Consider the following 24,004-nt stretch of genomic DNA (forward strand, 5'->3'; position numbering starts at 1 on the left):
GACCGCCGGATGGAACAGCCAAGCTTCCCCGATCGACAGGCCGCCGAATACCACGGCATGGGCGTGCGCCGCTTTGGCCGCGTCAACTGGCTGGGCCTGCAGACCCTGGCCCGGCGCGAGGTGATGCGCTTCATGGCCGTCTGGCAGCAGACGGTCTTTGCGCCGCTGATGACGGCGGCGCTGTTCGTGCTGATCTTCGCGCTGGCCATGGGGCAGGGGCGGGGGCAGGTGATGGGCCTGCCCTATCTGGTCTTCCTGGGGCCGGGAATTCTGATGATGACGGTGATCCAGAACGCCTTTGCCAATACCTCAAGCTCGATCACCTCGGCCAAGGTGCAGGGCAATATCGTGGATACGCTGATGCCGCCGCTGTCAGCGGGCGAGTTGCTGGCGGGCTATCTGGCGGGATCGGTCGCCCGCGCCGGGCTTGTGGGCGCGGTGATCGGCACCGGCATGGTGCTGGTCACGGGGCAGGGCATCGCCCATCCGGCCTGGGCGCTGACCTTCGTCCTGCTGGCCGCGCTGCTGCTGGGGGGCCTGGGGATCCTTGCGGGGATCCTGGCGCAGAAGTTCGACCAGATGGCGGCGATCAGCAACTTCATCATCACGCCGCTGTCCTTCCTGTCGGGCACCTTCTATTCCGTCCAGGCCCTGCCCGAGCCCTTCCGCACCCTGTCGCACTGGAACCCCGTCTTCTACCTGATCGACGGCGCGCGATACGGCGTCACCGGCGTCAGCGACGCGCCGGTCTGGCGGGGGCTGCTGGTCTGCGTGGCAGTCGTGGCGCTTGTGCTGTGGCTGGCATGGCGCTGGCTGAAAAGCGGCTATCGGATGAAAGCGTGATTGCGCGGGGGCCGAATCGGCGATATGGCCGGAACCATGATCGTTCGGACCGCCATCACCGCCCGTCCCCGACGTTGACGTTTCGTCACCGTCCGATCCCGCCTGCCTTCCACAATCCGTCCTGCCAATCGGGGAGTCCCCTATGATTTCGCACGTCCTGCCGACCTATAACCGCGCGCCCATCGCCTTTGAAAAGGGCGAGGGATCCTGGGCCATCGCCACGGACGGCAGCCGATATCTGGACCTGGGCTCGGGAATCGCGGTGAACGTGCTGGGCCATGCCAACCCGGACTTGGTGGCCGCGCTGACGGAACAGGCGGGCAAGATCTGGCATGTCTCGAACCTCTACCAGATCCCGCAGCAGGAACGGCTGGCCGACCTGCTGGTGGAACATACCTTCGCCGACACCGCCTTCATCACCAATTCCGGGACCGAGGCCGCCGAACTGGCGATCAAGATGGTCCGCAAATACTGGTATGAAAAGGGCGAGGACCGGACCGAGATCCTCACCTTCGAGGGCGCCTTCCATGGCCGGTCCACCGGCGCCATCGCCGCTTCGGGGTCGGAAAAGATGACCAAGGGCTTCGGCCCGCTGATGCCGGGCTTCCGCGCGCTGCCTTGGGGCGACATGGCGGCGCTGAAGGCTGCCATCAACGACAAGACGGCGGCCGTCATGCTGGAGCCTGTGCAGGGCGAGGGGGGCATCCGCCCGCTGCCCGACGCCGACCTTCAGGAAATCCGCGCCCTTTGCGACCGGCACGGCGCGCTGCTGGTCCTGGATGAGGTGCAATGCGGCATGGGCCGGACCGGCCGGCTGTTCGCCCATGAATATGCGGGGATTGTGCCCGACATCATGATGGTCGCCAAGGGCATCGGCGGCGGCTTCCCCCTGGGCGCGGTCCTGGCGACCGAGGCGGCCGCCGCAGGCATGGTCGCAGGCACGCATGGCTCGACCTATGGCGGCAATCCCTTGGCCTGCGCCGTGGGCGCGCGGGTGATGGAAATCGTCGCCACCGACGCCTTCCTGGCCGAGGTGAACCGCAAGGCCGCGCTGTTCCGGCAAAAGCTGGAAGGGCTTGTCGCCGCCCATCCCAGTGTCTTCGAAGCCGTGCGGGGACAAGGCCTGATGCTGGGCCTGAAATGCAAGGTGGCGCCAACCGATGTCGTCAAGGCCGGATACGCGCAGCACCTGCTGACCGTGCCCGCCGCCGACAACACCCTGCGCCTGCTGCCGCCGCTGAACATCTCTGACGACGAGATCGCCGAGGCCGTTACCCGGCTGGACAAGGCGGCGGCAAGCCTTGGCTGACCACGCGCCCCTGCATGGCACCGGCGGCGGGGACCATCCCTGCCGCCTTCTGACGCGCCGACAATAGCTTTCATCTTCTGTGTTCAAATATCCCGGGGGAACGCGCGGCACGCGCGTGGGGGCGGCGCCCCCTCTTGACCCGGACACGCCAAGCGGGCTTCCTTGCCCAAATCGCGAAAGCCACAAAGATGAAGCATTTTCTGGACATCCATACCACCGGCAAGGCGGACCTGCGGTCGATCATCGACCAGGCCCTTGCCATGAAGACCGCCCGCAATGGCCGCCCCAAGGGCACGCCCGATGACGAACAGCCCCTGGCGGGCCGCATGGTCGCGCTGATCTTCGAAAAGCCATCCACCCGCACCCGCGTCAGCTTCGACGTGGGCGTGCGCCAGATGGGCGGCCAGACCATGGTGCTGTCGGGATCCGAGATGCAACTGGGGCATGGCGAGACGATTGCCGATACCGCCCGCGTGCTGTCGCGCTATGTCGATCTCATCATGATCCGCACCTTCGAGGAAGCGACGCTGCTGGAGATGGCGGAACATGCCACCGTCCCGGTCATCAACGGCCTGACGAACCGCACCCATCCCTGCCAGATCATGGCCGACGTGATGACCTTCGAGGAACATCGCGGCCCCATCGCGGGCCGCAAGGTGGTCTGGGTCGGCGACGGCAACAATGTCTGCGCCAGCGTGATCCATGGCGCGGGTCAGTTCGGCTATGACTTCACCTTCTCGGGCCCGCCGCCGCTCGACCCCGAACGCGAGGCGCTGGACTTCGCCCGCGCCCAGGGCGTCCGGGCCGAGATCGTGCGCGACCCTGTCCAGGCGGTCGAGGGCGCCGACCTGGTCATCGCCGATACCTGGGTGTCGATGCACGATCCCCAGTCGGCGAAGGAGCGCCGCCACAACCAGTTGCGCGGCTATCAGGTGAATGAATCGCTCATGGCGAAGGCCAAGCCGGATAGCCTGTTCATGCACTGCCTGCCCGCCCATCGCGAGGACGAGGTGACAAGCGCCGTGATGGACGGCCCCCATTCGGTGATCTGGGACGAGGCCGAGAACCGCCTTCACGCCCAGAAGGCCGTGATGCGCTGGTGCCTTGGCGTCTGAGGGGAATCGTGCGCTGAAGCGCATCCACGGTGCCGACCGAACGCCCGCCGCCTGGCGGGCGTTTTGCCAAACCTTCACAATCCTGACGCATCCCTGTCGCAACGCCTCTCTAATCGCTGCCCGACCGGCCCGACAAAGGCCCCAACGACCAGCCAGGAGAGCGCGATGCGTGACCAGCAGACCCGAAACATCTTTCGCACCAGCAAGCTGGAGGAGGCCGACGGGCCCGGCCTGAACCCGACGAACAGCCGCACCATGGGCGAGATCATCGCGGCCCGCTTCTCGCGCCGCGGTTTCCTGAAGGGGTCGATGGCGGTGACGGCGATCTCGGCCACGGTCAGCCCGCTTGCGCTGCTCTCGGCCACGGATGCGCAGGCCGCCTCGGGCTCGGCCTTCAACTTCCCCGAAGTCACCGCGGGCGTGGATGCCGACCATCATGTGGCCGAAGGCTATGATGCCGACGTGCTGCTGCGTTGGGGCGACAAGGTCTTTGCCGACGCGCCGGACTTCGATCCATTGAGCCAGTCCGAAGCCGCGCAGGAACGCCAGTTCGGATACAACAACGACTTCGTGGGCTTCATCCCGCTGGACGGCGCGGACGACCGGGGCCTGCTGGTCGTGAACCACGAATACACCAACGAACACCTGATGTTCCCCGGCATCGTCACCATCAAGGACGGCGAGATCGAGGTGTCTGATGCCGACGAGACCCGCGTGAACATCGAGATGGCGGCCCATGGCGGCACGATCATCGAGATCCGCAAGGTGGACGGAAAATGGCAGCCGGTGCTGGACGGCGCGCTGAACCGCCGCATCACCGCCAAGACCGAGATGGAAGTGACCGGCCCGGCCGCGGGCCATGCGCGCCTGCAGACCGTGGCCGATCCGTCGGGGCGCAAGGTTTTCGGCACCATCAACAATTGCGCGGGCGGCGTGACCCCCTGGGGCACCTACATCATGGCCGAGGAAAACATCCACGGCTATTTCATGGGCACCCTGCCGGAAGGCCATGCCGAGGCTGCGAATTATGAACGCCTTGGCATCCCCGAGGCGACCTATGCCTGGGGCAGGTTCCACGAGCGTTTCGATGTCTCGAAGGACCCGAACGAGGCCAACCGCTTCGGCTGGATCGTCGAGGTGGACGTGATGGATCCGAACTCGACCCCCCGGAAGCGCACCGCGCTTGGCCGCTTCAAGCATGAGGGTGCGGAAAGCGTGGTCGCCAAGGACGGCCGCGTGGTCTTCTACCTGGGCGACGACGAGCGTTTCGATTACGTCTACAAGTTCGTGACGGCGGGCAAGTACAACCCCGATGACCGCGCCGCGAACATGAACCTGCTGGACGAAGGCACGCTTTATGTCGCGGGCTTCCACGACGATGGCCGGGTCGAATGGCTGCCGCTGGTCCAGGGCGAAGGCCCGCTGACTGCCGAGAACGGCTTTGAAACCCAGGCCGATGTGCTGATCGAGACCCGCCGCGCCGCCGACCTGCTGGAAGCGACGCCGATGGACCGCCCCGAGGACATCCAGCCGAACCCGGTCACGGGCCGCGCCTATGTCATGCTCACCAACAACACCAAGCGCGAGGAAGCCAACGCCGCCAACCCGCGCGTGGAAAACGCCTTCGGTCATATCATCGAGATCATCGAGCAGGACGGTGATTTCACCGCCACCACCGGCACCTGGGAAATCCTGGTGAAATGCGGCGATCCCTCCATCGCCGAGGTGGGCGCCACCTTCTCGACCGAGACCACGGTGAACGGCTGGTTCGGGATGCCGGACAATGCGGCGGTCGATGCGGACGGGCGGCTGTGGGTCTCGACCGACGGCAACTCGATGTCGGACACGGGCCGGACGGACGGGCTGTGGGCGGTGGATACCGAGGGCGCGGCCCGCGGCACCTCTCGCCTGTTCTATCGCGTGCCGGTCGGAGGCGAGATGTGCGGCCCCTGCATCACCGAGGACATGACCACCTTCTTCGTGGCCGTGCAGCATCCGGGCGACGGTGGCGACGACTGGGTAGGCCATGGCCGCCCGTCCTATTACGAGGATCTGTCCACCCGCTGGCCGGACTTCGACGACGCGATGCCGGTGCGCCCGGCGGTCGTGGCGATCACCAGGCAGGGCGGCGGCCGGATCGGCTGATCCCGTAGAGTGCGTGCTTGCACGCACCACGGCCTTGCGCAAACGGTGCGTGCAAGCACGCACCCTACGAATGAAAAAGGCCGCGCAGACCGCGCGGCCTTTTTCGTTCATCGCGGCTTGGTTCAGCCGATGGCCGCCGCGCGCACTTCGTCGTCGATGGCTTCCAGATATTGCGCGAAGTTGTCGCTGAACATCTGCACCAGCTTGGCGGCCTGCCTGTCATAAGCGGCGCCATCCGCCCAGGTCTGGCGCGGATCCAGCAGCTTGGCATCCACGCCGGGCACCGAGACCGGAACCTCGAAGCCGAAGTTCGGATCCTTGCGGAACTGCACGTCGTTCAGGCTGCCGTCGAGCGCCGCCGACAGCAGGGCGCGAGTCGCGGCGATGGGCATCCGCTTGCCGGTCCCGAAGGCCCCGCCGGTCCAGCCGGTGTTGACCAGCCAGCAGCTTGCGCCATGCTGGGCGATCTTGTCCTGCAACAGCTTGCCATAGACCTCGGGGCGGCGCGGCATGAAGGGCGCGCCGAAGCAGGTCGAGAAGGTCGGTACGGGTTCCACCACGCCGACCTCGGTCCCCGGCGTCTTGGACGTGAAGCCCGACAGGAAGTGATACATGGCCTGCGCGGGCGTCAGCCGCGCGATCGGCGGCAGCACGCCATAGGCGTCGCAGGTCAGCATGATCACGTTCCTAGGATGCCCGCCCAAGCTGGTTTCCGAAGCGTTCGAGATCGCCTCCAGCGGATAGGCGCAGCGCATGTTGTCGGTGATCGAGTTGTCCTCGAAATCCAGTTCCAGCGTGTCGGGGTCGAAGACCATGTTCTCTATCACCGTGCCGAAGCGGGAACAGGTGGCATGGATCTCGGGCTCGGCCTTGGGCGACAGGTTGATGGTCTTGGCGTAGCAGCCGCCCTCGAAGTTGAAGATGCCCTTGTCCGACCAGCCGTGTTCGTCATCGCCGATCAGCACGCGCGAGGGATCGGCCGACAGCGTGGTCTTGCCGGTGCCCGACAGGCCGAAGAAGACGGCGCTGTCATCCGGGTTGCCGATGGCGTGGTTGGCGGAACAGTGCATCGGCATGATGCCCTTTTCCGGCAGCAGATAGTTCAGCAGCGTGAAGACCGACTTCTTGTTCTCGCCTGCATAGGCGGTGTTGGCGATCAGGATCAGCTTCTTCTGGAAGTTCAGCGCGATCACGGTCTCAGAACGGCAGCCATGGCGTTCCGGGTCGGCCTTGAAGCTAGGGCAGTTGATGATGGTGAAGTCGGGGGTGAAGCCTTCCAGTTCCGCGGCATCGGGGCGGCGCAGCAGGTGGCGGATGAACAGCCCGTGCCAGGCCAGTTCGGTCACGACGCGCACGTCCAGGCGGTTGTCGGCATCGGCGCCGCCGAACAGATCCTGCACGAAGTAATCGCGGCCCTTCATGTGGGCCAGCATGTCGGCATGAAGGCGGTCGAAGGCATCAGACGACATCGGCTTGTTGTTGTCCCACCAGATCGTATCCTCGACCTCGGGGGTGCGGACAACGAACTTGTCCTTGGGAGACCGGCCGGTATGCGCGCCGGTGGAGACCAGGAAGGTGCCGCCCAAGCCCAGCTTGCCCTCGCCGCGCGCGACAGCCTCGGTCATCAGGGCCGGTTCCAGCAGGTTGTAGTAAACCCGGCCGAGGCCCTCGATTCCCTGATCCTCAAGCTTGCAGTTCGGGTTTACGCGGCTGGCCATGGTCTCGATACTCCTCAATCGATTGGCTGCGACACTTTCGTGAAGCAGTATGCGGCGGCTATAGCATGGCCCGAAGGGCAAAAAAGAAGATGGCGCGAACAGTTAGCGGAAACAGCAAATGTTATCGCCATCAGGTCGCCTTGGCTGTCCTTTCCTGACCCCCGCATCGGCAAGAATGGCCGGCAATTCGGAAGAAAGGTGATTCGCAATGCAGCTTCATGCCACCACGATTGCGCTGCGGGATGCCGGGCTGCTGATCCTGGGGCCCTCCGGTTCGGGCAAGTCGTCCCTGGCGCTTCAACTGATGGCGGCGGGGGCCTTGCTGGTGGCGGATGACCGCACCGACCTGCGCCGGGAGGGGGACGCGATCATCGCCAGTTGCCCGCCCGCGCTGCTGGGCCGGATCGAGGCGCGGGGCATCGGTATCCTGTCGGCGGACCCCTCCGGCCCGGTCAGGCTGACGCAGGTCGTCGATCTGGGGGGCGGATCTGGGGACCGCCTGCCACAGTCGCGCAGCCATGATGTGCTGGGGGTGGCCTTGCCTCTTGTCACGGGGCCCTATCGACCGCATCTTTATGCTGCGCTGCGGCAGCTTTTGCTGGGCGGCCGGGTCGCGTGACAAGGGCTGCGAAGCCCCTTACAGGCAGGAAAGATGGTCGATTTGGCCGACGATCCCACCATGGCAGGAGCCGTTGACACCGCCCCCGACGAAGGGGTCCAGCGGCTGGTTCTGGTCACCGGCCCTTCCGGCGCCGGGCGGTCCACCGCCATCGACGTGCTGGAGGATCTGGGCTTCGAGGCGATCGACAACCTGCCCTTGTCGCTGATCCCCCGCCTTCTGGACGGCCCCGCGCGCCCCGTGCCGCTGGCGCTGGGCCTGGACGTGCGCAACCGCGACTTTTCCGCCAGCAACGTGATCGAGTTGATCGACAAGCTGACCCGCGACCCCCGCTATGCCCCCGAGGTGCTGTTCCTGGACTGCGCCCCCGAGGTGCTGGAGCGGCGGTACAACGAAACCCGCCGCCGCCATCCCCTGGCGCCCGACAGCGCCCCTGCCGCCGGTGTCACGGCGGAACTGGACCTGCTGTCGCCGATCCGCGCGCGGGCGGACGTGCTGGTCGATACGTCCGAACTGTCGCCCCATGACCTCAAGGCCGAACTGACGCGGTGGTTCGACATTCGCCCGAACGGCAGGCTCAGCGTCTCGCTGCATTCCTTCAGCTACAAGCGGGGCGTGCCGCGCGGCATCGACATGATGTTCGACTGCCGCTTTCTGACCAATCCGCATTGGGAGCCGTCCCTGCGTCCCCTGACCGGACGCGACGCGGCGGTCCAGGACCATGTGGCGGGTGATTCGCGCTTCGCGGATTTCCTGGATCGCGTGTGCGACATGATTCTTTTTCTGCTTCCGGCCTATGTCGAGGAGGGGAAATCCCATCTCGCGGTCGGTTTCGGCTGCACCGGCGGACAACATCGTTCCGTCACTTTGGCTGAAAAGGTGGGTCTTGCGCTTGCGAAGGCAGGCTGGCCGGTGTCAATAAGGCACAGGGAACTCGAGCGTCGCAGTCCGGCGCCGTCATCCGCGGGGGACGCCGGCAGCGTCAGCCCGGATGGGGGCCGGTTGCGCGCTGTTGAACGTGGTGGAACGCGTTGATTGGAATCGTGATCGTGGCGCATGGCGGCCTGGCCCGAGAGTATCTTTTGGCGGTCGAGCATGTGGTGGGTCCGCAAAGCGGCATTGCAGCCGTCGCGATCGAGGACGATCACGACCGCGCTGCCAAGATGGCCGAAATCCAGGCTGCGGCCAATTCGGTGGATGACGGCAACGGGGTGGTGGTGGTGACCGACCTGTTCGGGGGATCGCCCTCGAATCTGTCGCTGCCGGCCTGCGCGATGCGCAACCGGTCCATCCTTTACGGGGCGAACCTGCCCATGCTGGTCAAGCTGGCCAAGTCGCGTCATCTGCCGGTGCCCGATGCCGTGGCCTTCGCCAAGGAAGCCGGGCGGAAATACATCAACTCCTACAATGTCCCGATCGAAGCGGCGCTGAACACGGGATCGCGCTTCTGATGACGGGGCCCATCACGCGGCGCCTGGCCATCATCAACGAAAAGGGCCTCCATGCCCGTGCCAGCGCCAAGTTCGTCGATCTGGTGGAACGCTTCGACGCGCAGGTGCAGGTCGAAAAGGACGGCATGTCCGTGTCGGGCGATTCCATCATGGGCCTTCTGATGCTGACCGCGCCGCGCGGCAGCCAGATCACCGTGACGACCACCGGGCCCGAGGCCGCCGCCCTGGCCGATGCGCTGGAGGCGTTGGTGGGGGATTATTTCGGCGAAGGCATGTAGGTGCCCGGCCGCAAGACCTATCACCACGGCAACCTGCGCCAGGCCCTGGTGGATGCGACCGCCGCGCTGATCCAGGAAACCGGCCCCTTGGCTTTCACCCTGACCGAGGCCGCGCGCCGGGCGGGCGTGTCCCCCGCCGCCCCCTATCGCCATTTCAAGGGCCGCGACGACCTGCTGGAGGAGGTCGCCCGGCAGGGCTTCGAGGATTTCGCCGAACGCCTTGAACGCGCCTTCGACGGCGGCCAGCCGCGTCCGCTGACGGCCTTCATGCGGATGGGCCAGGCTTATCTGGATTTCGCCGCCGAACGGCCCGGCCATTACATGGCGATGTTCGAATCCGGCCTGTCCATCGCGGGCAATGCCGACCTGTCGGCAGCGTCCGAACGCGCGCAACGGGTGCTGATCGAGGCGGCCGAGATCATGGCCCTCCGCCTTCCCCCCGACCACCGCCCGCCCGCCCGCATGGTCGCCAACCACATCTGGGCGCTGAGCCATGGCGTGGTCGAGCTGTTCTCTCGCGGCAGGCCCGGCACCCGCAGCCCGGTCGGCCCGGCCGAGATGCTGGAAAGCGGGGCGATCATCTATCTGCGCGGGCTTGGCCTGATCGGCGAATAATTTTTGACCACCCGCTTGACGGCCGACCGGCATCCCCCATCTATGTTAATGTGATTAACATTAACATGGAGGTTCCCTTCAGATGCACAGCGCATCCTATCGAATGCCCGCCTATCCGATGGCCTCGCGCGTCCAAGGCCCGCTGATCCGCGCCCGCGACTGGCTGGACGAACGCGGCAAGCTGGCCTGGATCGCCGCGATGGTCCTTGGCTTTGTCGTCTTCTGGCCCCTTGGCCTCGCCCTTCTGGCCTACATGATCTGGAGCAAGCGCATGTTCAGTTGCAGCCACCGGCACCATCGCCACGCCCGCTATTACGCCCCCAGCACCGGAAACAGCGCCTTCGACGCCTATCGCGAGGAAACGCTGAAGCGGCTGGAGGACGAGCATCGCGAATTCGTGGACTTCCTGCAGAAGCTGCGCGAGGCCAAGGACAAGGCCGAGTTCGACCAGTTCATGCAAAGCCGCAACGAAAAACCCGACGCCTATCCGGGCGCGTGACGAAAAAGGGCCGGCATGACCGGCCCTTTCCTTATTCGCCCCGTGGAAAGCGCTGGTTTTCCTCCAGCACGTTCAGGTCCATGTGGTTGCGCATGTAGCGTTCCGAGGCCAGTTGCAGCGGCTGGTGGTCCCAAGGGTAATAGGCCCCGTTGCGCAGGGCTTCATAGACGATCCAGCGCCGGGCCTGCGACTGGCGCACCTCGGCGTCATAGGCGTCCAGATCCCATTGCCGCATCGCCAGCGCGCGCAGATGGCCCAGCGTCACCGCATGATCGGGATCGCCAGCCAGGTTCACCCTTTCGCCGGGATCGGCCTCCAGGTCGAACAGCATGTCCGGGTCGGCATTGCAGGCGACATATTTCCACCGGCCGTCGCGGACCGCGACCATCGGCGCCACGCTGCCCTCGGCCGCGTATTCCATGGGCACCGGGCCGCGCGCCTCGCCCGCTGCCAGCGACTTGCCATCCGTCCAGGGCGCGATCCCGTCCATCGGCAGCCCCGCCAAGTCGCAGAGCGTCGGCAGCACGTCGATGGTGCTGACCGGCTGATCCACGCGCCCCGGTTCCATACCGGGCGCGGCAATCATCAGCGGCACGCGGGCCGAGCCCTCGAAGAAGCTCATCTTGAACCACATGCCGCGTTCGCCCAGCATCTCGCCATGGTCGGACAGGAACAGGATGATCGCCTCCTGCCGGGTACGCTCCAGCACGTCTAGGATCTCGCCGATCTTCTCGTCCACATAGGTGATGTTGGCGAAATAGCCCTGCCGGGCGCGGCGGACATGATCGTCGGTGATGTCGAAGGCCCGCCAGTCGCAGGCATCCATCAGCCGCCGCGAATGCGGATCCATGTCGCCATAGGGAATGGCCGCGGGCGGCTCCAGCTCCGGGATGCCTTCATACAGATCCCAGTACTTGCGTCGTGCGACGAAGGGGTCGTGCGGATGCGTGAAGCTGACCGTCAGGCACCAGGGCCGGTCGTCCTTGCCGCGCGACAGGTCGTAAAGCTTGCGGCAGGCGTGATAGGCGACCTCGTCGTCATATTCGTACTGGTTGGTGATCTCGGCCACGCCCGCGCCGGTCACGCTGCCCAGGTTGTGATACCACCAGTCGATCCGCTCGCCAGGGCGCCGGTAATCGGGCGTCCAGCCGAAATCGGCGGGATAGATGTCGGTGGTCAGCCGCTCCTCGAAGCCGTGAAGCTGGTCGGGGCCCACGAAATGCATCTTGCCCGACAGGCAGGTCTGGTATCCCGCCCGGCGCAGGTGATGGGCATAGGTCGGGATGTCGGACGCGAATTCCGCCGCGTTGTCATAGACGCGCGTGCGGCGCGGCAACTGCCCCGACATGAAGCTCGCGCGCGCGGGCGCGCAAAGCGGGCTGCCGGTATAGGTGTTGGCGAAGCGCGTGGACCGTTCGGCCAGGCGACGCAGGTTCGGGGCGTGCAGGAAGGGGGCCGGGCCGTCGGGGAAAAGCACCCCCGACAGTTGGTCGGCCATCAGGATCAGGATGTTCGGCTGCAAGGTCTTATCCGGCCACCGCTGCCTTCAGCGCGTCCGCGCCCGGCTTGCCGTCCAGCGTGGTCACGCCGTCCAGCCATTTGGCGGCGGCATCGGGGTTTTCAGCCAGCCATTCCTTCGCGGCTGCCTTGCCATCCATGCCGTCATCCAGGATCTTGCCCATCAGCACGTTCTCCATCGGCACGTCGAAGACCATCTGGCTGAACAGCTTGGCCGCGTTCGGGCAGGCCGCGACCCATTCCTTGCGTGCCAGCGTGTGAACGGTCGCGCCGCCATAGTTCGGCCCGAACTGCTTGTCGCCGCCCGACAGATAGGTGATGTCGATGGCCTCGTTCATCGGATGGGGCGCCCAGGCCAGGAAGACCACGGGCGTGTCGCCGCTGCGGCTGACCTGCGCCAGCATCGCCTGTTCGCCGGATTCGACCAGTTCCCAGTCGCCCAGGCCGAACTCATCCGCGTCGATCATCGCCTGGATCGACTGGTTTGCGGGCGCGCCCGGCTCGATCCCATAGATCTTGCCGCCGAAGGCATCCTTCTGCGCGTCCAGATCCGCGAAATCCTTGACGCCCGCCTCCGCGCCCGCCTTGTTGACGGCCAGCGTGAACTTGGCGCCTTCCAGGTTCTGCACCAACACGTCGATGGTGCCCGCAGCGTCCAGGTCATCGCGGAACTTCTGCTGCGCGGGCATCCAGTTGCCCAGGAAGACGTCGGTCTGGCCGTTCTTCAGCGCCTCGTATCCGACCGGCACCGAAAGGGTCGCGATGTCGGGCGTATAGCCAAGCGCCTCCAGCACGACCGCCGCCACGCCATTGGTCGCCGTGATGTCGCTCCAGCCCGGATCGGAGTATCGCACCGTGCCGCAGGTGCCCGCGTCATCCGCGAGAGCGGGCAGGGCCGTTGCCGCCAGCAGCATCGCGGCCGTCATGGTCAGGGCCTTCATGGTGAACCTCCTGTGGGTTACTGGTTGTCGGCTGAATCAACGACGGATTTCCGTCGCGGTCGCGCCTGAAAGCGACCTGCCCCAGCCGTTAGCGTGTCGGAACCGGCACCTCTTCGCGATAGTCGTAAAAGCCCCGGCCGGTCTTGCGGCCCAGCCAGCCTGCCTCGACATATTTCGTCAGCAGCGGGCAGGGGCGGTATTTCGTGTCGGCCAACCCGTCATGCAGCACGTTCATGATCGCCAGACAGGTGTCCAGGCCGATGAAATCGGCAAGCTCCAGCGGGCCCATCGGCCAGTTGGCGCCCAGCTTCATGGACTGGTCGATGGACTTCACGTTGCCCACGCCCTCGTACAGCGTATAGACCGCCTCGTTGATCATCGGCATCAGGATGCGGTTGACGATGAAGGCCGGGAAATCCTCGGCACTGGCCGAGGTCTTGCCCAGGCGTTCCACGACCTCGTGCAGCGTGTCATAGGTCGCCTGGTCGGTGGCGATGCCGCGGATCAGTTCGACCAGCTGCATGACCGGCACGGGGTTCATGAAATGGAAGCCCATGAACTTCTCGGGGCGGTCGGTGCGCGAGGCCAGCCGCGTGATCGAGATCGACGATGTGTTCGAGGTCAGGATCGTGTGCGGCTTCAGGTGCGGCACCAGATCCTCGAAGATCGCCTGCTTGACGGTTTCGCGCTCGGTCGCGGCCTCGATCACCAGGTCGGTCTGGCCCAGGTCGGCCAGCCGCAGGGTGGTGCGGATCCGGCCCATGGCGGATTTCTTGTCCTCGGCGGTGATCTTCTCGCGGCTGACCTGGCGTTCCAGGTTCCGGTCGATCAGCGCCAGCGCCTTGTCCAGGGCGTCCTGGCTGATGTCGGTCAGCAGGACATCGTATCCGGCCAAGGCAAAGACATGGGCGATGCCGTTGCCCATCTGTCCTGCGCCAATGATCCCAACCGTTTGAACCGCCATCGCTGCCTCTCTGTCTGTTGGCGGGACGATAGGGCGGGGGCGGCGGTGCTGCAATGCAAAACCGCCCCCGTATGGGGGCGGTTGCAGGCCGTGGATCTGGGCCAGGCCCGGCTCAGAGCTTGTCGGTCAGTTCCGGCACCACGGTGAACAGGTCTCCGACCAGTCCGTAGTCGGCGATCTGGAAGATGGGGGCTTCCTCGTCCTTGTTGATGGCGACGATGACCTTTGAGTCCTTCATGCCGGCGAGGTGCTGGATGGCGCCCGAGATGCCCACCGCGACATAAAGCTCGGGGGCGACCACCTTGCCGGTCTGGCCCACCTGCCAGTCGTTCGGCGCGTAGCCGCTGTCCACGGCCGCGCGGCTTGCGCCAACGGCGGCGCCGAGCTTGTCGGCGAGCGCCTCGATGATCGCGAACTGCTCCTTGGAGCCCACGCCGCGCCCGCCCGAGACCACGCGTCCCGCCGAGGTGAGCTCGGGCCGGTCCGAGGCCGCGACCTCGTCGCCCACCCAGGACGACAGGCCGGGATCGGCGGCCAGCGTGGCGTCCGACACGGGCGCGCCGTTGCCCGCGCCCGCCGCCTCGAAGCTGGCGGTGCGGATGGTCAGCACCTTCTTCGTATCCCGCGAGCGCACCGTCTGGATGGCGTTGCCGGCATAGACCGGACGCTCGAAGTTGGATGCGTCCACCACCTTCGACACCTCGGGGATCACCATCACGTCGAGCAGCGCCGCCACCCGCGGCATGACGTTCTTGGCATCCGTGGTGGCGGGGGCCGCGATGTGCTCGTAGTCAGCCGCAAGCGACGCCAGCAGCGCCGCCGTCGGCTCGGCCAGGCGGTGGCCGTAACGCGCATCCTCGGCCACCAAGACCTTCGCCACGCCGACGATGGTCGCGGCCTCCGCCGCCGCATCGCGGGCATGGGCGCCCGCGCAGAGCACCGTCACCTCGCCCAGCGAGGCCACCGCGCCGACCGCCTTGGCGGTGGCGTCGCGGTTCAGCACCCCGTTCGTCACTTCCCCCAGAAGAAGAACCGCCATCAGATCACCCCCGCTTCCTTGAGCTTGCCCACCAGCTCGTCCACCGAGCCGACCTTGATGCCCGCCTGACGCCCCTCGGGCTCGCGGGTCGAGACCACCTCCAGGCGCGGAGACACGTCCACGCCGTAATCAGCCGCCGTCTTCTCCTCGAGCGGCTTCTTCTTGGCCTTCATGATGTTGGGCAGGCTTGCATAGCGCGGCTCGTTCAGCCGCAGATCAGCGGTGACGATCGCCGGCAAGCGCACCTCGATGGTCTGCAACCCGCCATCCACCTCGCGCGTGACCTTGGCCGCGTCGCCCGCGATCTCCAGCTTGGAGGCGAAGGTCGCCTGGCCCCAGCCCAAGAGCGCCGCCAGCATCTGGCCGGTCGCGTTCATGTCGTTGTCGATGGCCTGCTTGCCCGCGATCACCAGCCGGGGCTGCTCCGCATCGACCACGGCTTTCAGGATCTTGGCCACCGCCAAGGGCTCGATGTCGGTGGACACGTCCTCGGCCGCCACCACCAGGATCGCCCGGTCAGCCCCCATCGCCAGCGCCGTCCTCAGCGTCTCCTGCGCCTGACGCACGCCGATGGATACCACCACGACCTCCTCGGCCGCGCCCTTCTCCTTCAGACGGATCGCCTCCTCCACCGCGATCTCGTCAAAGGGGTTCATCGACATCTTCACATTCGCCAGATCGACACCGCTGCCATCCGCACGCACCCGGGCCTTCACGTTGTAGTCAATCACCCGCTTCACGGGCACCAGGATCTTCATGGGCTATGCTCCCCCTTATCCATGTGTCGGGGGCAGTGTTACCGGCAGGCCAGCGCCATGCACAATACAAAAGCGTCCCCCGACGCTGCGTTTGCGCCAGCATCGGGCGCGCGACCGGGCCATCCCTAGCGGCCGGCCCCCGGAACCCACAGGATGTCGTCGGCCCCACCGTTGTTGGCGACACGGGCTGCGACGAACAGCCAGTCCGACAGGCGGTTGAGATAGCGGACCGCCGCCCCGTTCACGTCGCCGCCGGTGGCAAGATCGGTCGCGCGGCGTTCCGCCCGGCGCGCGACGGTGCGCGACAGGTGCAGATGCGCGGCCAGGACGGATCCGCCCGGCAGGATGAAGCTGCGCAGGGGGTTCAGATCCGCGTTCATCGCGTCGATCTCCTGCTCCAGGCGCGTGACCTGCGCGTCGATCATGCGCAGGACCGGATAGCCTGCCGCATCATCGGCGGCCATGTTCGGGCGGGCCAGGTCGGCGCCCAGGTCGAACAGGTCGTTCTGGATCACCGCGATCCGGTCGGCCATTTCGCCCGACGCGTGCAGGCGGCAAAGGCCCAGGGTCGCGTTCAATTCGTCCACCGTGCCATAGGCCTCGACCCGAGGGTCGTGCTTGGCGACGCGGCTGCCATCCGACAGGGCGGTGTCGCCCTTGTCGCCGGTGCGGGTATAGATGCGGTTCAGGACGACCATCAGCGCCCCCCCAGCCAGACGAACAGCATGATCAGCGCGACGGCCACGGCCTGCGCGATGATCCGCCAGCGCATCATCCGGTTGCCGTGCCTGCGGTTCCAGTCGCCGCCCCTGGCAAAGCCGCCGACGCCCGTCGCCAGGATGGCCAGCACCGCCAGCATCGCCAGCGCGATCACATAGAACAGAGGTCCGTCCATCATAGCCACCGCCTTTCGCTGCCGGACCCTAGCCCTGGCGGGCGAACCAGTCCAGTGCGCGCGTGGGCAGGATGCGCCGCGCCGTGCCGGACATCCATGTGGGGGTCGTGACGTAATAGCGGGGCCGGGGCCTTGCCGCCGTCAGCGCATGGACGATCCGGTCGCTGACGGCGGATGGCGGCAGCTCGAAGCGGTCCTTCTTCGCCGCAGGCTCGTAAAGCCGCTTCAGCAGGCTGGCCCGGTATTCCTCGGCCCGCGCGCTGTTCCGCCAGTCCACCCACCGTTCGAAATGCGGGATCGCGTTGGCGCGGATGCGGCTGGCGATAGGGCCGGGCTCGATCAGGATGACCTTGACGGGGGTGCCCGCCATTTCCAGCCGCAGCACGTCGGTCAGCCCCTCCAGCGCGAACTTGGTCGCGACATAGGGGCCGCGCCAGCGGATGCCGATCAGCCCCAGGACCGAGCTGATATTGACGATCCGCCCGCCGCGTTCCCGGAAATGCGGGATCAGGCGAACGGTCAGGTCATGGGTGCCGAACAGGTTGGCCTCGAAGATCGCGCGGAGCGCGCCGCGCGGCATGTCCTCGACCGCGCCGGGCAGGGCGAAGGCCGCGTTGTTGACAAGCGCGTCCAGCCGCCCGCCCGCCAGCACCCGATCCGCCAGCCGGGCCACGCTGACCTCGTCGGACAGTTCCAGATGGCGGCACTCCATTCCCTCGGCCCGGCGGGCGGCGATGTCGGCGTCCTTGCGGCAGGTGGCGACCACCTGCCAGCCAAGCGCCTGCATCCGCCGCGCGGCATCAAGGCCGATGCCGGACGAACAGCCGGTGATCAGGACGCGTCCCATCAAGGCGCCGACGCCGACAGGAAGCGGCCCGCGACATAGCCCGTGCGGCCATTGCCGTCGCGGATGTTCACCCAGTCGGCATCCGTCGGGCCCACCGGCTGGACCGCCGCGCCGCGTCCCAATGCTGTGACGACGCGGTCGCCGGTCGAGGGCCCGGCCCGCATGTTCACCCGGTCGCCGGTGACATACAGGACCGGCCCCTCCGGCAGGGGCGCGGCGGCAGGGGTTTTGCCCGCATGTTCGGGCGAGGGTTGCAGCACCGGCCCCGGAAAGCGCTGCACCTGCTGGGGCGTCTGGGCTTCGGCCCGGACCACGGCGGGGGCGGCTTGGGGCTGTGGAATGGCGGGAGGGGGTACCGTGCCTTCCTCCTGCGCGGCGGGCTTCGGCGGGGGCGCGGGGCGGCGCTCGGCGCGCAGGTTGCCGTCGCCCCAGACCGACAGGACCAGGAACAGCCCCGCCAGGGTCGCCAGCATCAGCGCGCCCAGTCTGATCATCACGATATCCCTCGCCCGTCCCTTGGGGGAACTTGTTAACCCATGTTGCCCCGCAACGCCAAGAACCACGCGGGCGTTCCGCGAATTCACGCTGGACCAGGCGCACGCCGCGCCCTATCTGATGCCGCATGTCCAGCCTTCCCACCGATCCCCCCGCCGAGCCCGACGACAACACCCAGTCCGAACCCCTCAGCCGCGCCATCGGCGAGCGGTATCTGACCTATGCGCTCTCCACGATCATGCACCGGGCGCTGCCCGATGCGCGCGACGGGCTGAAGCCGGTCCACCGCCGCATCCTCTATGCGATGCGCGAATTGCGGCTGGCGCCGAACGGGGCCTTCCGCAAGTCGGCCAAGATCACCGGCGACGTGATGGGCAACTATCACCCCCATGGCGACGCCGCGATCTATGACGCCATGGCGCGGCTGGCCCAGGATTTCGCCATGCGCTATCCGCTGGTGGACGGGCAGGGGAACTTCGGCAATATCGACGGCGACAACCCGGCTGCGGCCCGGTACACCGAGGCGCGGCTGGCCGCGGCATCCGAAAGCCTGATGGACGGGTTGGCCGAGGATGCGGTCGATTTCCGCCCGAACTATGACGGCACCCTGCAGGAACCCGTGGTGCTGCCCTCGGCCTTCCCGAACCTGCTGGCGAATGGCGCGTCGGGCATCGCGGTCGGCATGGCCACGAACATCCCGCCGCACAACCTGCACGAAGTCATCGACGCCTGCCTGCACCTGATCAAGACGCCGGACGCGCGCGACGACACGCTGGCGAATATCCTGCAGGGGCCGGACTTCCCGACCGGCGGCGTCATCATCGAGAACCGCGACACGATTGCCGAAATCTACCGCACGGGCCGGGGCGCCTTCCGCGTGCGCGCCCGCTGGATGCAGGAGGATCTGGGCCGGGGGTTGTGGCAGATCGTCGTGACCGAGATCCCCTACCAGGTCCAGAAATCCAAGCTGATCGAACGCTTGGCCGAACTGATCCAGACCAAGCGCATCCCGATCCTGGCCGATGTCCGCGACGAATCCGCCGAGGACATCCGCATCGTGCTGGAGCCCAAGGCCCGCACGGTCGATCCCGAACAGCTGATGGCCGCGCTGTTCCGGGTCAGCGACCTTGAGGTTCGCTTCAGCATGAACATGAACGTGCTGATCGACGGGCGCGTGCCCAAGGTCTGCTCGCTCAAGGAGGTGCTGCGCGCCTTCCTGGACCACCGCCGCGAGGTGCTGGTGCGGCGCGCGAATTACCGGCTGGACAAGATCGCCGCCCGGCTGGAGGTGCTGGAAGGCTATCTGATCGCCTATCTGAACCTCGACCGTGTGATCGAGATCATCCGCCACGAGGATGAGCCGAAGGCCCTGATGATGGCCGAATTCGCCCTGACCGAGGTCCAGGTCGAGGCGATCCTGAACATGCGCCTACGCGCCCTGCGCAAGCTGGAGGAGATCGAGCTTCGCGCCGAACGCGATGCCCTGCTGGAGGAACGCCAGGGGCTGGAGAGAATGCTGGCCGACGAGCGCGCGCAATGGGCGCAGATCGGCAACCAGTTGAAGGAGGTGCGCAACCTCTTCGGCAAATCGCGCCCCGAGGGCCAGCGCCGCACCCAGATCGCCGAGGCGCAGGAGATCGCGCCTATCGACCTGGAATCGATGATCGAGCGCGAGCCGCTGACCGTGATCCTGTCGAAGATGGGCTGGATCCGCAGCATGAAGGGCCATCAGCCGCTGGACGCCGAGGTCAAGTTCAAGGACGGCGACGGCCCCGGCCTTGCCGTCCATGCGGAAACCACCGACAAGCTGATGATCTTTGCCAGCAACGGCCGCTTCTACACCCTGTCCGCCAACAACCTGCCCGGCGGGCGCGGCATGGGAGAGCCCTTGCGCCTGATGATCGACCTGCCGAACGAAGCCGAGGTGATCGCCATGTTCCCCTGGCAGGCGGACCGGAAATACCTGGTCGCCTCGAAGGCAGGGGACGGCTTCATCGTGGCGGCGGGCGACATCCTGGCGCAGACCAAGACCGGCAAGCAGGTGCTGAACGGCGAGGCGCTGCTCTGCCGTCCGGTCAGCGGCGATCATGTCGCGGTGGTCGGCACGAACCGCAAGATGCTGGTCTTCCCCCTGTCCGAACTGCCCGAGATGGCGCGCGGCAAGGGCGTCAAGCTGCAGAAATACGGCAGCGGCGGCGGGCTGGTAGCGGGCGACACGCTGTCGGACGCGGCCTTCATCACCCTGGCGGACGGTCTGCGCTGGCAGGAAAGCGGCGGGCGCACCCGGACCGAGCCCGACCTGACCGAATGGCTGGGCAAGCGGTCCAGCGCCGGACGCATGGCCCCGCGCGGCTTCCCGCGCGACAACAGGTTCAACTGACGAAGGGCTGGCGCCCTTCGACGCCTTTTCGTTCAGGGGCTTCGCCCCGTCCGTCACAAGTGACGGCCTCCCCAGGATATTTGAAGCGAAGATGAAGAGCGGCCCGCTGCCAAGCCGGCATGATGCGGCGAGACAGCGGGCTTTCACCTTCGACGGTCATCGGCGTCCCCGCCTGTACCGTACCTTGAAGATGGACTCGAAACCCTTTCAGCTTCGTTAAAATATCCCCGCCGGAGGCAAGAATCTTTTTCCTCCGCCTACAGCCCCGCGCCGCCGACCGATCCGAAATATTCCCCGGTGATATAGCTCGCCTCGTCAGACGCCAGCAGCACATAGATTGGCGCAAGCTCGACCGGCTGGCCGGGGCGGCCCAGCGGCTGCTTCTTGCCATGCTCCTCCGCCTTTTCGGTCGGCTGCCCGCCCGAGATCTGCAGCGCGGTCCAGTAGGGGCCGGGGCAGACGGCGTTCACGCGGATGCCGCGCCCGGCAAGCTGCTTGGCCAGGGATTGCGCGAAGGCCACATTCGCGGCCTTGGACTGCGCATAGTCGAACAGGATGTCGGAGGGCGAGAAGGCCTGCACCGAGGAGGTGATGATGATCGACGCGCCCGGTTTCAGATGCGGCAGGGCGGCACGGGTGACCCAGAACGGCGCATAGACATTCGTCTTCATGGTCGCGTCGAAAGCCTCGGTCGTCAGATCCTCCAGCTTTTCGCAGAACTGCTGGCGGCCCGCATTGTTGACCAGGATGTCGAGCCCGCCCAACCCCTGGACGGCCTTTTCGACCAGAGACTTGCAGAAACCCTCGTCCCGCAGGTCGCCGGGGATGGCGATGGCCTTGCGGCCCTCGGCCTTGATCAGGGCGATGACCTTGTCGGCATCCTCCTGTTCGGCGGGCAGATAGTTGATCGCGACATCGGCCCCCTCGCGGGCATAGGCGATGGCGGCGGCGGCGCCGATGCCGCTGTCGCCGCCGGTGATCAGCGCCCGCTTGCCCGCCAGGCGGCCGCTGCCGCGATAGCTGGTTTCGCCATGGTCGGGCAGGGGATCCATGCGGCAGGCCAGGCCGGGGAAGGGCTGTTCCTGCGCGGGGAAATCGGGCCTGGGCAGGCGGGGGCCTTCGATCGCGCCGCTGCGAAAGGGTTGGTCGGTGGACATGAGCTTTCCTTTCCGGTTGCCCTGCCCAACAAGCCCCGGCGGCAAGGGTTCCGCCTTACCGCCGCCGCACCCATTTCCAGCCGTCGATCATCGGCCGCACCAGATCCTCGCGTTTCCACAGGCGATAGAAAAGGATCACCGCCCAATGCAGCAACACCAGGATCAGGATCAGGTCCGCCCCGCGGTGATGCCAGCGCAGCGCCGCGCGCGCCGTGGCCGAACTGACCGTTGATGCCAGCGGGCCGACATTGACATAATCCTCGGGGTCGGCGAACAGCCCGGTCGTCACCTGCAGGATCAGCACCGCCAGCATCGCCAGCACGGCCAGGGCGCCGACCGGGCTGTGTCCGGGCCAATAGGTGGGATGGGGGCGGACCATTTCCCGCGCATAGGCCAGGACGGCGCGCGGGCCGCGCACGAAGCGGGCAAAGCGGGCCGTGGCGGGCCCGGCAAAGCCCCAGGCCAGCCGGAACAGCAACAGCGCGATGACCGCGTAGCCCAGCCAGAAATGCAGGCTCATGTCGGACGGGCCGATCTTGCCCAAGGTCCAGTTGGCGACCACCAGGGTCGCCAGGGTCCAGTGGAAGGCCCGCAGCGCCGGATCCCAGATCCGTTCGCGTTGGGCGGGGCCGCCCGCCATCAGTCTTTCTTGCGGAAATTGTCGTGGCAGTTCTTGCAGGCGCCGCCCAGCTTCTGGACCACGGGGCCGACATTGGCCTGCCCGCCCTTGACGGCATCCGCGCTGCCCGCCGCGGCCTCGCCCAAGGCCGCGAACCGGGCCCGGAAATCGTCGGGCTTTTCCCAGATCGCGGGCAGGGCGTCGGAATCGTCGATCTCTTCGGACGAGGTGCCGGGGATGAACAGCGCGGGCGCGTCGTACTGGGTCAGCGCCAGGATATTGGCCGCGGCGCGGCTTGCCATGGCCTCGTCATAGGCGATCTCTCCCTTCGCCATGCCGGCAAGCTGGCCCATGTTGATGCCCAGCATGGTCATGAAGCCATGGCGCGCCTCTAGGGCCTGCTCGGCCGCGTCCTCGGCGGACTGCGCGGCGACAAGGGTCGGCAGGGCAAGAAGGGCGGCAAGGGTGATCGCTTTGACGGGGGTCATGGGCTGGCTCCTTACAAGAACTGGCGGTGATAATGACGTAACGGTCTGGAAAGAGTGGCAGAGTCAAAACGCCCGATCAATCGGACTGAAGGGCAATCACGGATTTGCGAAAGCGGCCCCGGAAGGGGCCGCCCTGACGTTCAGCTGTCGGGATGGGCCACGCCGACCTGGCCGTGGATCTCCTGGATGGCCGTGCGATCAAGCCTCAGGGCCTGGGCCAGCCGCTCCAGATAGCGGACCTCGTCCTCGTGATCCAGGTCGATGGCCAGCAGCGACATCAGGTAGACCTGCGATTCCAGCCCCGCCGGAACATCGCGGGCCAGGGCCTCGGGGTCCACGGGCGCGGCCATCTGCTGGCGGATGAACTGGCGCTCGTCGTCGTCCAGGTCGTCGCCCAGCTTGCCCAGCAGGCGCTGCTTTTCGGCCTCGTCGATGGTGCCGTCGGACTTGGCGGCCTGGATCATCGCCCGCAGCATCAGGCCCGCGACCGCGTTCTGTTCGGGTGTCGGCGCGACTTCGGGTTCGCCCTGCTTGACCACGGCGTCGTTGAACAACTCGCCAAAGCTCGCGTCATTCGTGGGCTGCGAATCCTTGCGGGCCAAGCTGCCCGCCATGCCGCCCGCCGCGGCACCGCCCAGAAGGCCGCCCAGCAGATCTCCCAAGCCCCCGCCCGCGCCTGCGCTGCGGGTCTTGGTGCCGCCGCCCAGCTGCCCCAGCAGGTCGCCAAGACCGCCGCCGCCCGTGCCGTCGCCGGTGCGGGCCCGGCTGGTCAGGCTGTCTAGGATCCCGCCAAGCCCGCCCGTGGCGCCGGGCGACTGCGGGCCGCCATAGCGCGTCCCATGGCCCGCACGGCGGCCGCCCAGGACCTGGCCCAGCATGTCGTTCAGACTTCCGCCCGCGCCGGGGCCGGTATTGTTGCCGAACAGCTCGCCCAGCAGGCCGCCGCCCTGGCTGCGGTTGCGGGTGACCTGGCCCGTCCGGCCTTGCTGGTGCTGCTGCATGGCGGCACCGATGCCCTTGGCAAGGATGACGCCGGCCGCGACCCGGCCCAGGGTTTTCATCAGGCTCATGGAATGACTCCTCCGCTACTCGTTGTGGGGGCGGCGGGCCGCCCGTGTCTCGTCCCCCGAACAGAACTGCGCCCCGAATGGTTCCGGCAGCCCCTCGGCGCGGCTGCCCCGGTCCTCCGCCATCCCGGTCCGCCGCCACAACCGGCCCGCGTGCCCTTGATTTTTCCCAGGCAGGCTTATACATCGCGGCGCACGTCAATTCGGGGCCGTCTCGCCATGCCCCGCGATCAGGAGGCCGTAG

At 66.8% G+C, this 24,004-nt stretch carries 25 protein-coding genes; 11 read left to right on the forward strand and 14 right to left on the reverse strand.

The window, feature by feature from the left end; genetic code table 11:
* Positions 1-9: 9 nt before the first annotated feature.
* The 4 genes from AAIL68_RS12065 (at position 10) to AAIL68_RS12080 (ending at position 5,412) form a co-directional block, all read left to right on the forward strand.
* Positions 10-843, forward strand: a complete 834-nt coding sequence (locus tag AAIL68_RS12065; protein WP_347140024.1) for an ABC transporter permease — start codon at positions 10-12, stop codon at positions 841-843.
* 142 nt (positions 844-985) lie between these two features.
* A complete protein-coding gene (locus tag AAIL68_RS12070; RefSeq protein ID WP_347140025.1) occupies positions 986-2,152 on the forward strand; it encodes an aspartate aminotransferase family protein in 1,167 nt (388 codons plus the stop codon).
* Positions 2,153-2,340: 188 nt separating this feature from the next.
* A complete protein-coding gene (gene argF, locus AAIL68_RS12075) occupies positions 2,341-3,267 on the forward strand; it encodes an ornithine carbamoyltransferase (protein ID WP_347140026.1) in 927 nt (308 codons plus the stop codon).
* Between the two features lie 165 nt (positions 3,268-3,432).
* Entirely contained in the window at positions 3,433-5,412 is a 1,980-nt protein-coding gene (locus AAIL68_RS12080) for a PhoX family phosphatase (RefSeq protein WP_347140027.1), read from the forward strand.
* 122 nt (positions 5,413-5,534) lie between these two features.
* Here the strand turns inward: AAIL68_RS12080 and AAIL68_RS12085 are convergent, their stop codons facing one another.
* On the reverse strand, positions 5,535-7,130 hold the full coding sequence (locus AAIL68_RS12085) for a phosphoenolpyruvate carboxykinase (protein ID WP_347140028.1): 1,596 nt from the start codon (positions 7,128-7,130) through the stop codon (positions 5,535-5,537).
* A 208-nt stretch (positions 7,131-7,338) separates the two neighbouring features.
* Here AAIL68_RS12085 and AAIL68_RS12090 point away from each other — a divergent pair, with 208 nt between their 5' ends.
* The 6 genes from AAIL68_RS12090 to AAIL68_RS12115 all read left to right on the forward strand — a co-directional run bounded on the left by AAIL68_RS12090 (position 7,339) and on the right by AAIL68_RS12115 (position 10,592).
* Entirely contained in the window at positions 7,339-7,749 is a 411-nt protein-coding gene (locus AAIL68_RS12090) for an HPr kinase/phosphatase C-terminal domain-containing protein (RefSeq protein ID WP_347140029.1), read from the forward strand.
* 60 nt (positions 7,750-7,809) lie between these two features.
* A complete protein-coding gene (gene rapZ / locus AAIL68_RS12095) occupies positions 7,810-8,784 on the forward strand; it encodes an RNase adapter RapZ (protein ID WP_347140049.1) in 975 nt (324 codons plus the stop codon).
* Entirely contained in the window at positions 8,781-9,200 is a 420-nt protein-coding gene (locus tag AAIL68_RS12100) for a PTS fructose transporter subunit IIA (protein ID WP_347140030.1), read from the forward strand. The genes rapZ and AAIL68_RS12100 overlap by 4 nt, the downstream gene beginning before the upstream one ends.
* Positions 9,200-9,478, forward strand: coding sequence for an HPr family phosphocarrier protein (locus AAIL68_RS12105; protein WP_347140031.1), 279 nt, complete (start codon positions 9,200-9,202; stop codon positions 9,476-9,478). The genes AAIL68_RS12100 and AAIL68_RS12105 overlap by 1 nt, the downstream gene beginning before the upstream one ends.
* Positions 9,479-10,093: a TetR/AcrR family transcriptional regulator gene (locus AAIL68_RS12110; protein ID WP_347140032.1), complete on the forward strand. Its 615-nt coding sequence runs from the start codon at positions 9,479-9,481 to the stop codon at positions 10,091-10,093. It begins immediately after the preceding gene.
* Positions 10,094-10,196: 103 nt separating this feature from the next.
* Positions 10,197-10,592, forward strand: coding sequence for a DUF2852 domain-containing protein (locus tag AAIL68_RS12115; RefSeq protein ID WP_347140050.1), 396 nt, complete (start codon positions 10,197-10,199; stop codon positions 10,590-10,592).
* 31 nt (positions 10,593-10,623) lie between these two features.
* On the opposite strand, the gene betC is transcribed toward AAIL68_RS12115, so the two are convergent.
* The 9 genes from betC to AAIL68_RS12160 all read right to left on the reverse strand — a co-directional run bounded on the left by betC (position 10,624) and on the right by AAIL68_RS12160 (position 18,048).
* Complete coding sequence (gene betC, locus AAIL68_RS12120) at positions 10,624-12,114, reverse strand: choline-sulfatase (RefSeq protein WP_347140033.1); 1,491 nt, start codon at positions 12,112-12,114, stop codon at positions 10,624-10,626.
* Between the two features lie 4 nt (positions 12,115-12,118).
* Positions 12,119-13,051 carry a choline ABC transporter substrate-binding protein gene (choX, locus tag AAIL68_RS12125; protein WP_347140034.1) on the reverse strand — a complete coding sequence of 311 codons (933 nt, stop codon included), beginning with the start codon at positions 13,049-13,051 and terminating at the stop codon, positions 12,119-12,121.
* A gap of 88 nt (positions 13,052-13,139) precedes the next feature.
* Positions 13,140-14,015: a 3-hydroxybutyryl-CoA dehydrogenase gene (locus AAIL68_RS12130; RefSeq protein WP_347140035.1), complete on the reverse strand. Its 876-nt coding sequence runs from the start codon at positions 14,013-14,015 to the stop codon at positions 13,140-13,142.
* A gap of 112 nt (positions 14,016-14,127) precedes the next feature.
* Positions 14,128-15,054, reverse strand: a complete 927-nt coding sequence (locus tag AAIL68_RS12135) for an FAD-binding protein (protein ID WP_347140036.1) — start codon at positions 15,052-15,054, stop codon at positions 14,128-14,130.
* Positions 15,054-15,812, reverse strand: coding sequence for an electron transfer flavoprotein subunit beta/FixA family protein (locus tag AAIL68_RS12140; protein ID WP_347140037.1), 759 nt, complete (start codon positions 15,810-15,812; stop codon positions 15,054-15,056). The genes AAIL68_RS12135 and AAIL68_RS12140 overlap by 1 nt, the downstream gene beginning before the upstream one ends.
* A 125-nt stretch (positions 15,813-15,937) precedes the next feature.
* Entirely contained in the window at positions 15,938-16,510 is a 573-nt protein-coding gene (locus tag AAIL68_RS12145; protein ID WP_347140038.1) for a cob(I)yrinic acid a,c-diamide adenosyltransferase, read from the reverse strand.
* The gene (locus AAIL68_RS12150; protein WP_347140039.1) at positions 16,510-16,710 is read right to left on the reverse strand and encodes a twin transmembrane helix small protein; all 201 of its coding nucleotides are present in this window, start codon (positions 16,708-16,710) and stop codon (positions 16,510-16,512) included. The genes AAIL68_RS12145 and AAIL68_RS12150 overlap by 1 nt, the downstream gene beginning before the upstream one ends.
* 25 nt (positions 16,711-16,735) lie before the next feature.
* Positions 16,736-17,554, reverse strand: a complete 819-nt coding sequence (locus tag AAIL68_RS12155) for an SDR family NAD(P)-dependent oxidoreductase (RefSeq protein WP_347140040.1) — start codon at positions 17,552-17,554, stop codon at positions 16,736-16,738.
* Positions 17,554-18,048, reverse strand: a complete 495-nt coding sequence (locus AAIL68_RS12160) for an SH3 domain-containing protein (RefSeq protein WP_347140041.1) — start codon at positions 18,046-18,048, stop codon at positions 17,554-17,556. Before AAIL68_RS12160 ends, AAIL68_RS12155 begins: the two co-directional genes overlap by 1 nt.
* Before the next feature lie 128 nt (positions 18,049-18,176).
* On the opposite strand from AAIL68_RS12160, the gene parC reads away from it, so the two are divergent.
* The gene (gene parC, locus AAIL68_RS12165; protein WP_347140042.1) at positions 18,177-20,429 is read left to right on the forward strand and encodes a DNA topoisomerase IV subunit A; all 2,253 of its coding nucleotides are present in this window, start codon (positions 18,177-18,179) and stop codon (positions 20,427-20,429) included.
* A gap of 257 nt (positions 20,430-20,686) precedes the next feature.
* Here parC and AAIL68_RS12170 read toward each other — a convergent pair whose 3' ends face one another.
* The 4 genes from AAIL68_RS12170 to AAIL68_RS12185 all read right to left on the reverse strand — a co-directional run bounded on the left by AAIL68_RS12170 (position 20,687) and on the right by AAIL68_RS12185 (position 23,763).
* On the reverse strand, positions 20,687-21,586 hold the full coding sequence (locus AAIL68_RS12170; protein ID WP_347140043.1) for an SDR family oxidoreductase: 900 nt from the start codon (positions 21,584-21,586) through the stop codon (positions 20,687-20,689).
* Positions 21,587-21,641: 55 nt separating this feature from the next.
* On the reverse strand, positions 21,642-22,226 hold the full coding sequence (locus AAIL68_RS12175; protein WP_347140044.1) for a cytochrome b/b6 domain-containing protein: 585 nt from the start codon (positions 22,224-22,226) through the stop codon (positions 21,642-21,644).
* Positions 22,226-22,693: a cytochrome c gene (locus tag AAIL68_RS12180; protein ID WP_347140045.1), complete on the reverse strand. Its 468-nt coding sequence runs from the start codon at positions 22,691-22,693 to the stop codon at positions 22,226-22,228. The genes AAIL68_RS12175 and AAIL68_RS12180 overlap by 1 nt, the downstream gene beginning before the upstream one ends.
* Positions 22,694-22,833: 140 nt before the next feature.
* Complete coding sequence (locus AAIL68_RS12185; protein ID WP_347140046.1) at positions 22,834-23,763, reverse strand: DUF533 domain-containing protein; 930 nt, start codon at positions 23,761-23,763, stop codon at positions 22,834-22,836.
* Positions 23,764-24,004 lie beyond the last annotated feature (241 nt).

Origin of the sequence: Paracoccus sp. SSK6, from assembly GCF_039770665.1 — a bacterium.
Classification (GTDB): domain Bacteria; phylum Pseudomonadota; class Alphaproteobacteria; order Rhodobacterales; family Rhodobacteraceae; genus Paracoccus.

Coding starts and splice junctions, on each gene's coding strand:
- AAIL68_RS12065 (WP_347140024.1), top strand. CDS start 10: ATGGAACAGCCAAGCTTCCCCGATCGACAGGCCGCCGAATACCACGGC.
- AAIL68_RS12090 (WP_347140029.1), top strand. CDS start 7,339: ATGCAGCTTCATGCCACCACGATTGCGCTGCGGGATGCCGGGCTGCTG.
- AAIL68_RS12150 (WP_347140039.1), bottom strand. CDS start 16,710: ATGATGGACGGACCTCTGTTCTATGTGATCGCGCTGGCGATGCTGGCG.
- AAIL68_RS12070 (WP_347140025.1), top strand. CDS start 986: ATGATTTCGCACGTCCTGCCGACCTATAACCGCGCGCCCATCGCCTTT.
- AAIL68_RS12170 (WP_347140043.1), bottom strand. CDS start 21,586: ATGTCCACCGACCAACCCTTTCGCAGCGGCGCGATCGAAGGCCCCCGC.
- AAIL68_RS12140 (WP_347140037.1), bottom strand. CDS start 15,812: ATGAAGATCCTGGTGCCCGTGAAGCGGGTGATTGACTACAACGTGAAG.
- rapZ (WP_347140049.1), top strand. CDS start 7,810: ATGGCAGGAGCCGTTGACACCGCCCCCGACGAAGGGGTCCAGCGGCTG.
- AAIL68_RS12175 (WP_347140044.1), bottom strand. CDS start 22,226: ATGGCGGGCGGCCCCGCCCAACGCGAACGGATCTGGGATCCGGCGCTG.
- AAIL68_RS12105 (WP_347140031.1), top strand. CDS start 9,200: ATGACGGGGCCCATCACGCGGCGCCTGGCCATCATCAACGAAAAGGGC.
- AAIL68_RS12160 (WP_347140041.1), bottom strand. CDS start 18,048: ATGATCAGACTGGGCGCGCTGATGCTGGCGACCCTGGCGGGGCTGTTC.
- AAIL68_RS12185 (WP_347140046.1), bottom strand. CDS start 23,763: ATGAGCCTGATGAAAACCCTGGGCCGGGTCGCGGCCGGCGTCATCCTT.
- AAIL68_RS12155 (WP_347140040.1), bottom strand. CDS start 17,554: ATGGGACGCGTCCTGATCACCGGCTGTTCGTCCGGCATCGGCCTTGAT.
- AAIL68_RS12085 (WP_347140028.1), bottom strand. CDS start 7,130: ATGGCCAGCCGCGTAAACCCGAACTGCAAGCTTGAGGATCAGGGAATC.
- AAIL68_RS12080 (WP_347140027.1), top strand. CDS start 3,433: ATGCGTGACCAGCAGACCCGAAACATCTTTCGCACCAGCAAGCTGGAG.
- AAIL68_RS12115 (WP_347140050.1), top strand. CDS start 10,197: ATGCCCGCCTATCCGATGGCCTCGCGCGTCCAAGGCCCGCTGATCCGC.
- AAIL68_RS12130 (WP_347140035.1), bottom strand. CDS start 14,015: ATGGCGGTTCAAACGGTTGGGATCATTGGCGCAGGACAGATGGGCAAC.
- AAIL68_RS12180 (WP_347140045.1), bottom strand. CDS start 22,693: ATGACCCCCGTCAAAGCGATCACCCTTGCCGCCCTTCTTGCCCTGCCG.
- argF (WP_347140026.1), top strand. CDS start 2,341: ATGAAGCATTTTCTGGACATCCATACCACCGGCAAGGCGGACCTGCGG.
- AAIL68_RS12135 (WP_347140036.1), bottom strand. CDS start 15,054: ATGGCGGTTCTTCTTCTGGGGGAAGTGACGAACGGGGTGCTGAACCGC.
- choX (WP_347140034.1), bottom strand. CDS start 13,051: ATGAAGGCCCTGACCATGACGGCCGCGATGCTGCTGGCGGCAACGGCC.
- AAIL68_RS12145 (WP_347140038.1), bottom strand. CDS start 16,510: ATGGTCGTCCTGAACCGCATCTATACCCGCACCGGCGACAAGGGCGAC.
- parC (WP_347140042.1), top strand. CDS start 18,177: ATGTCCAGCCTTCCCACCGATCCCCCCGCCGAGCCCGACGACAACACC.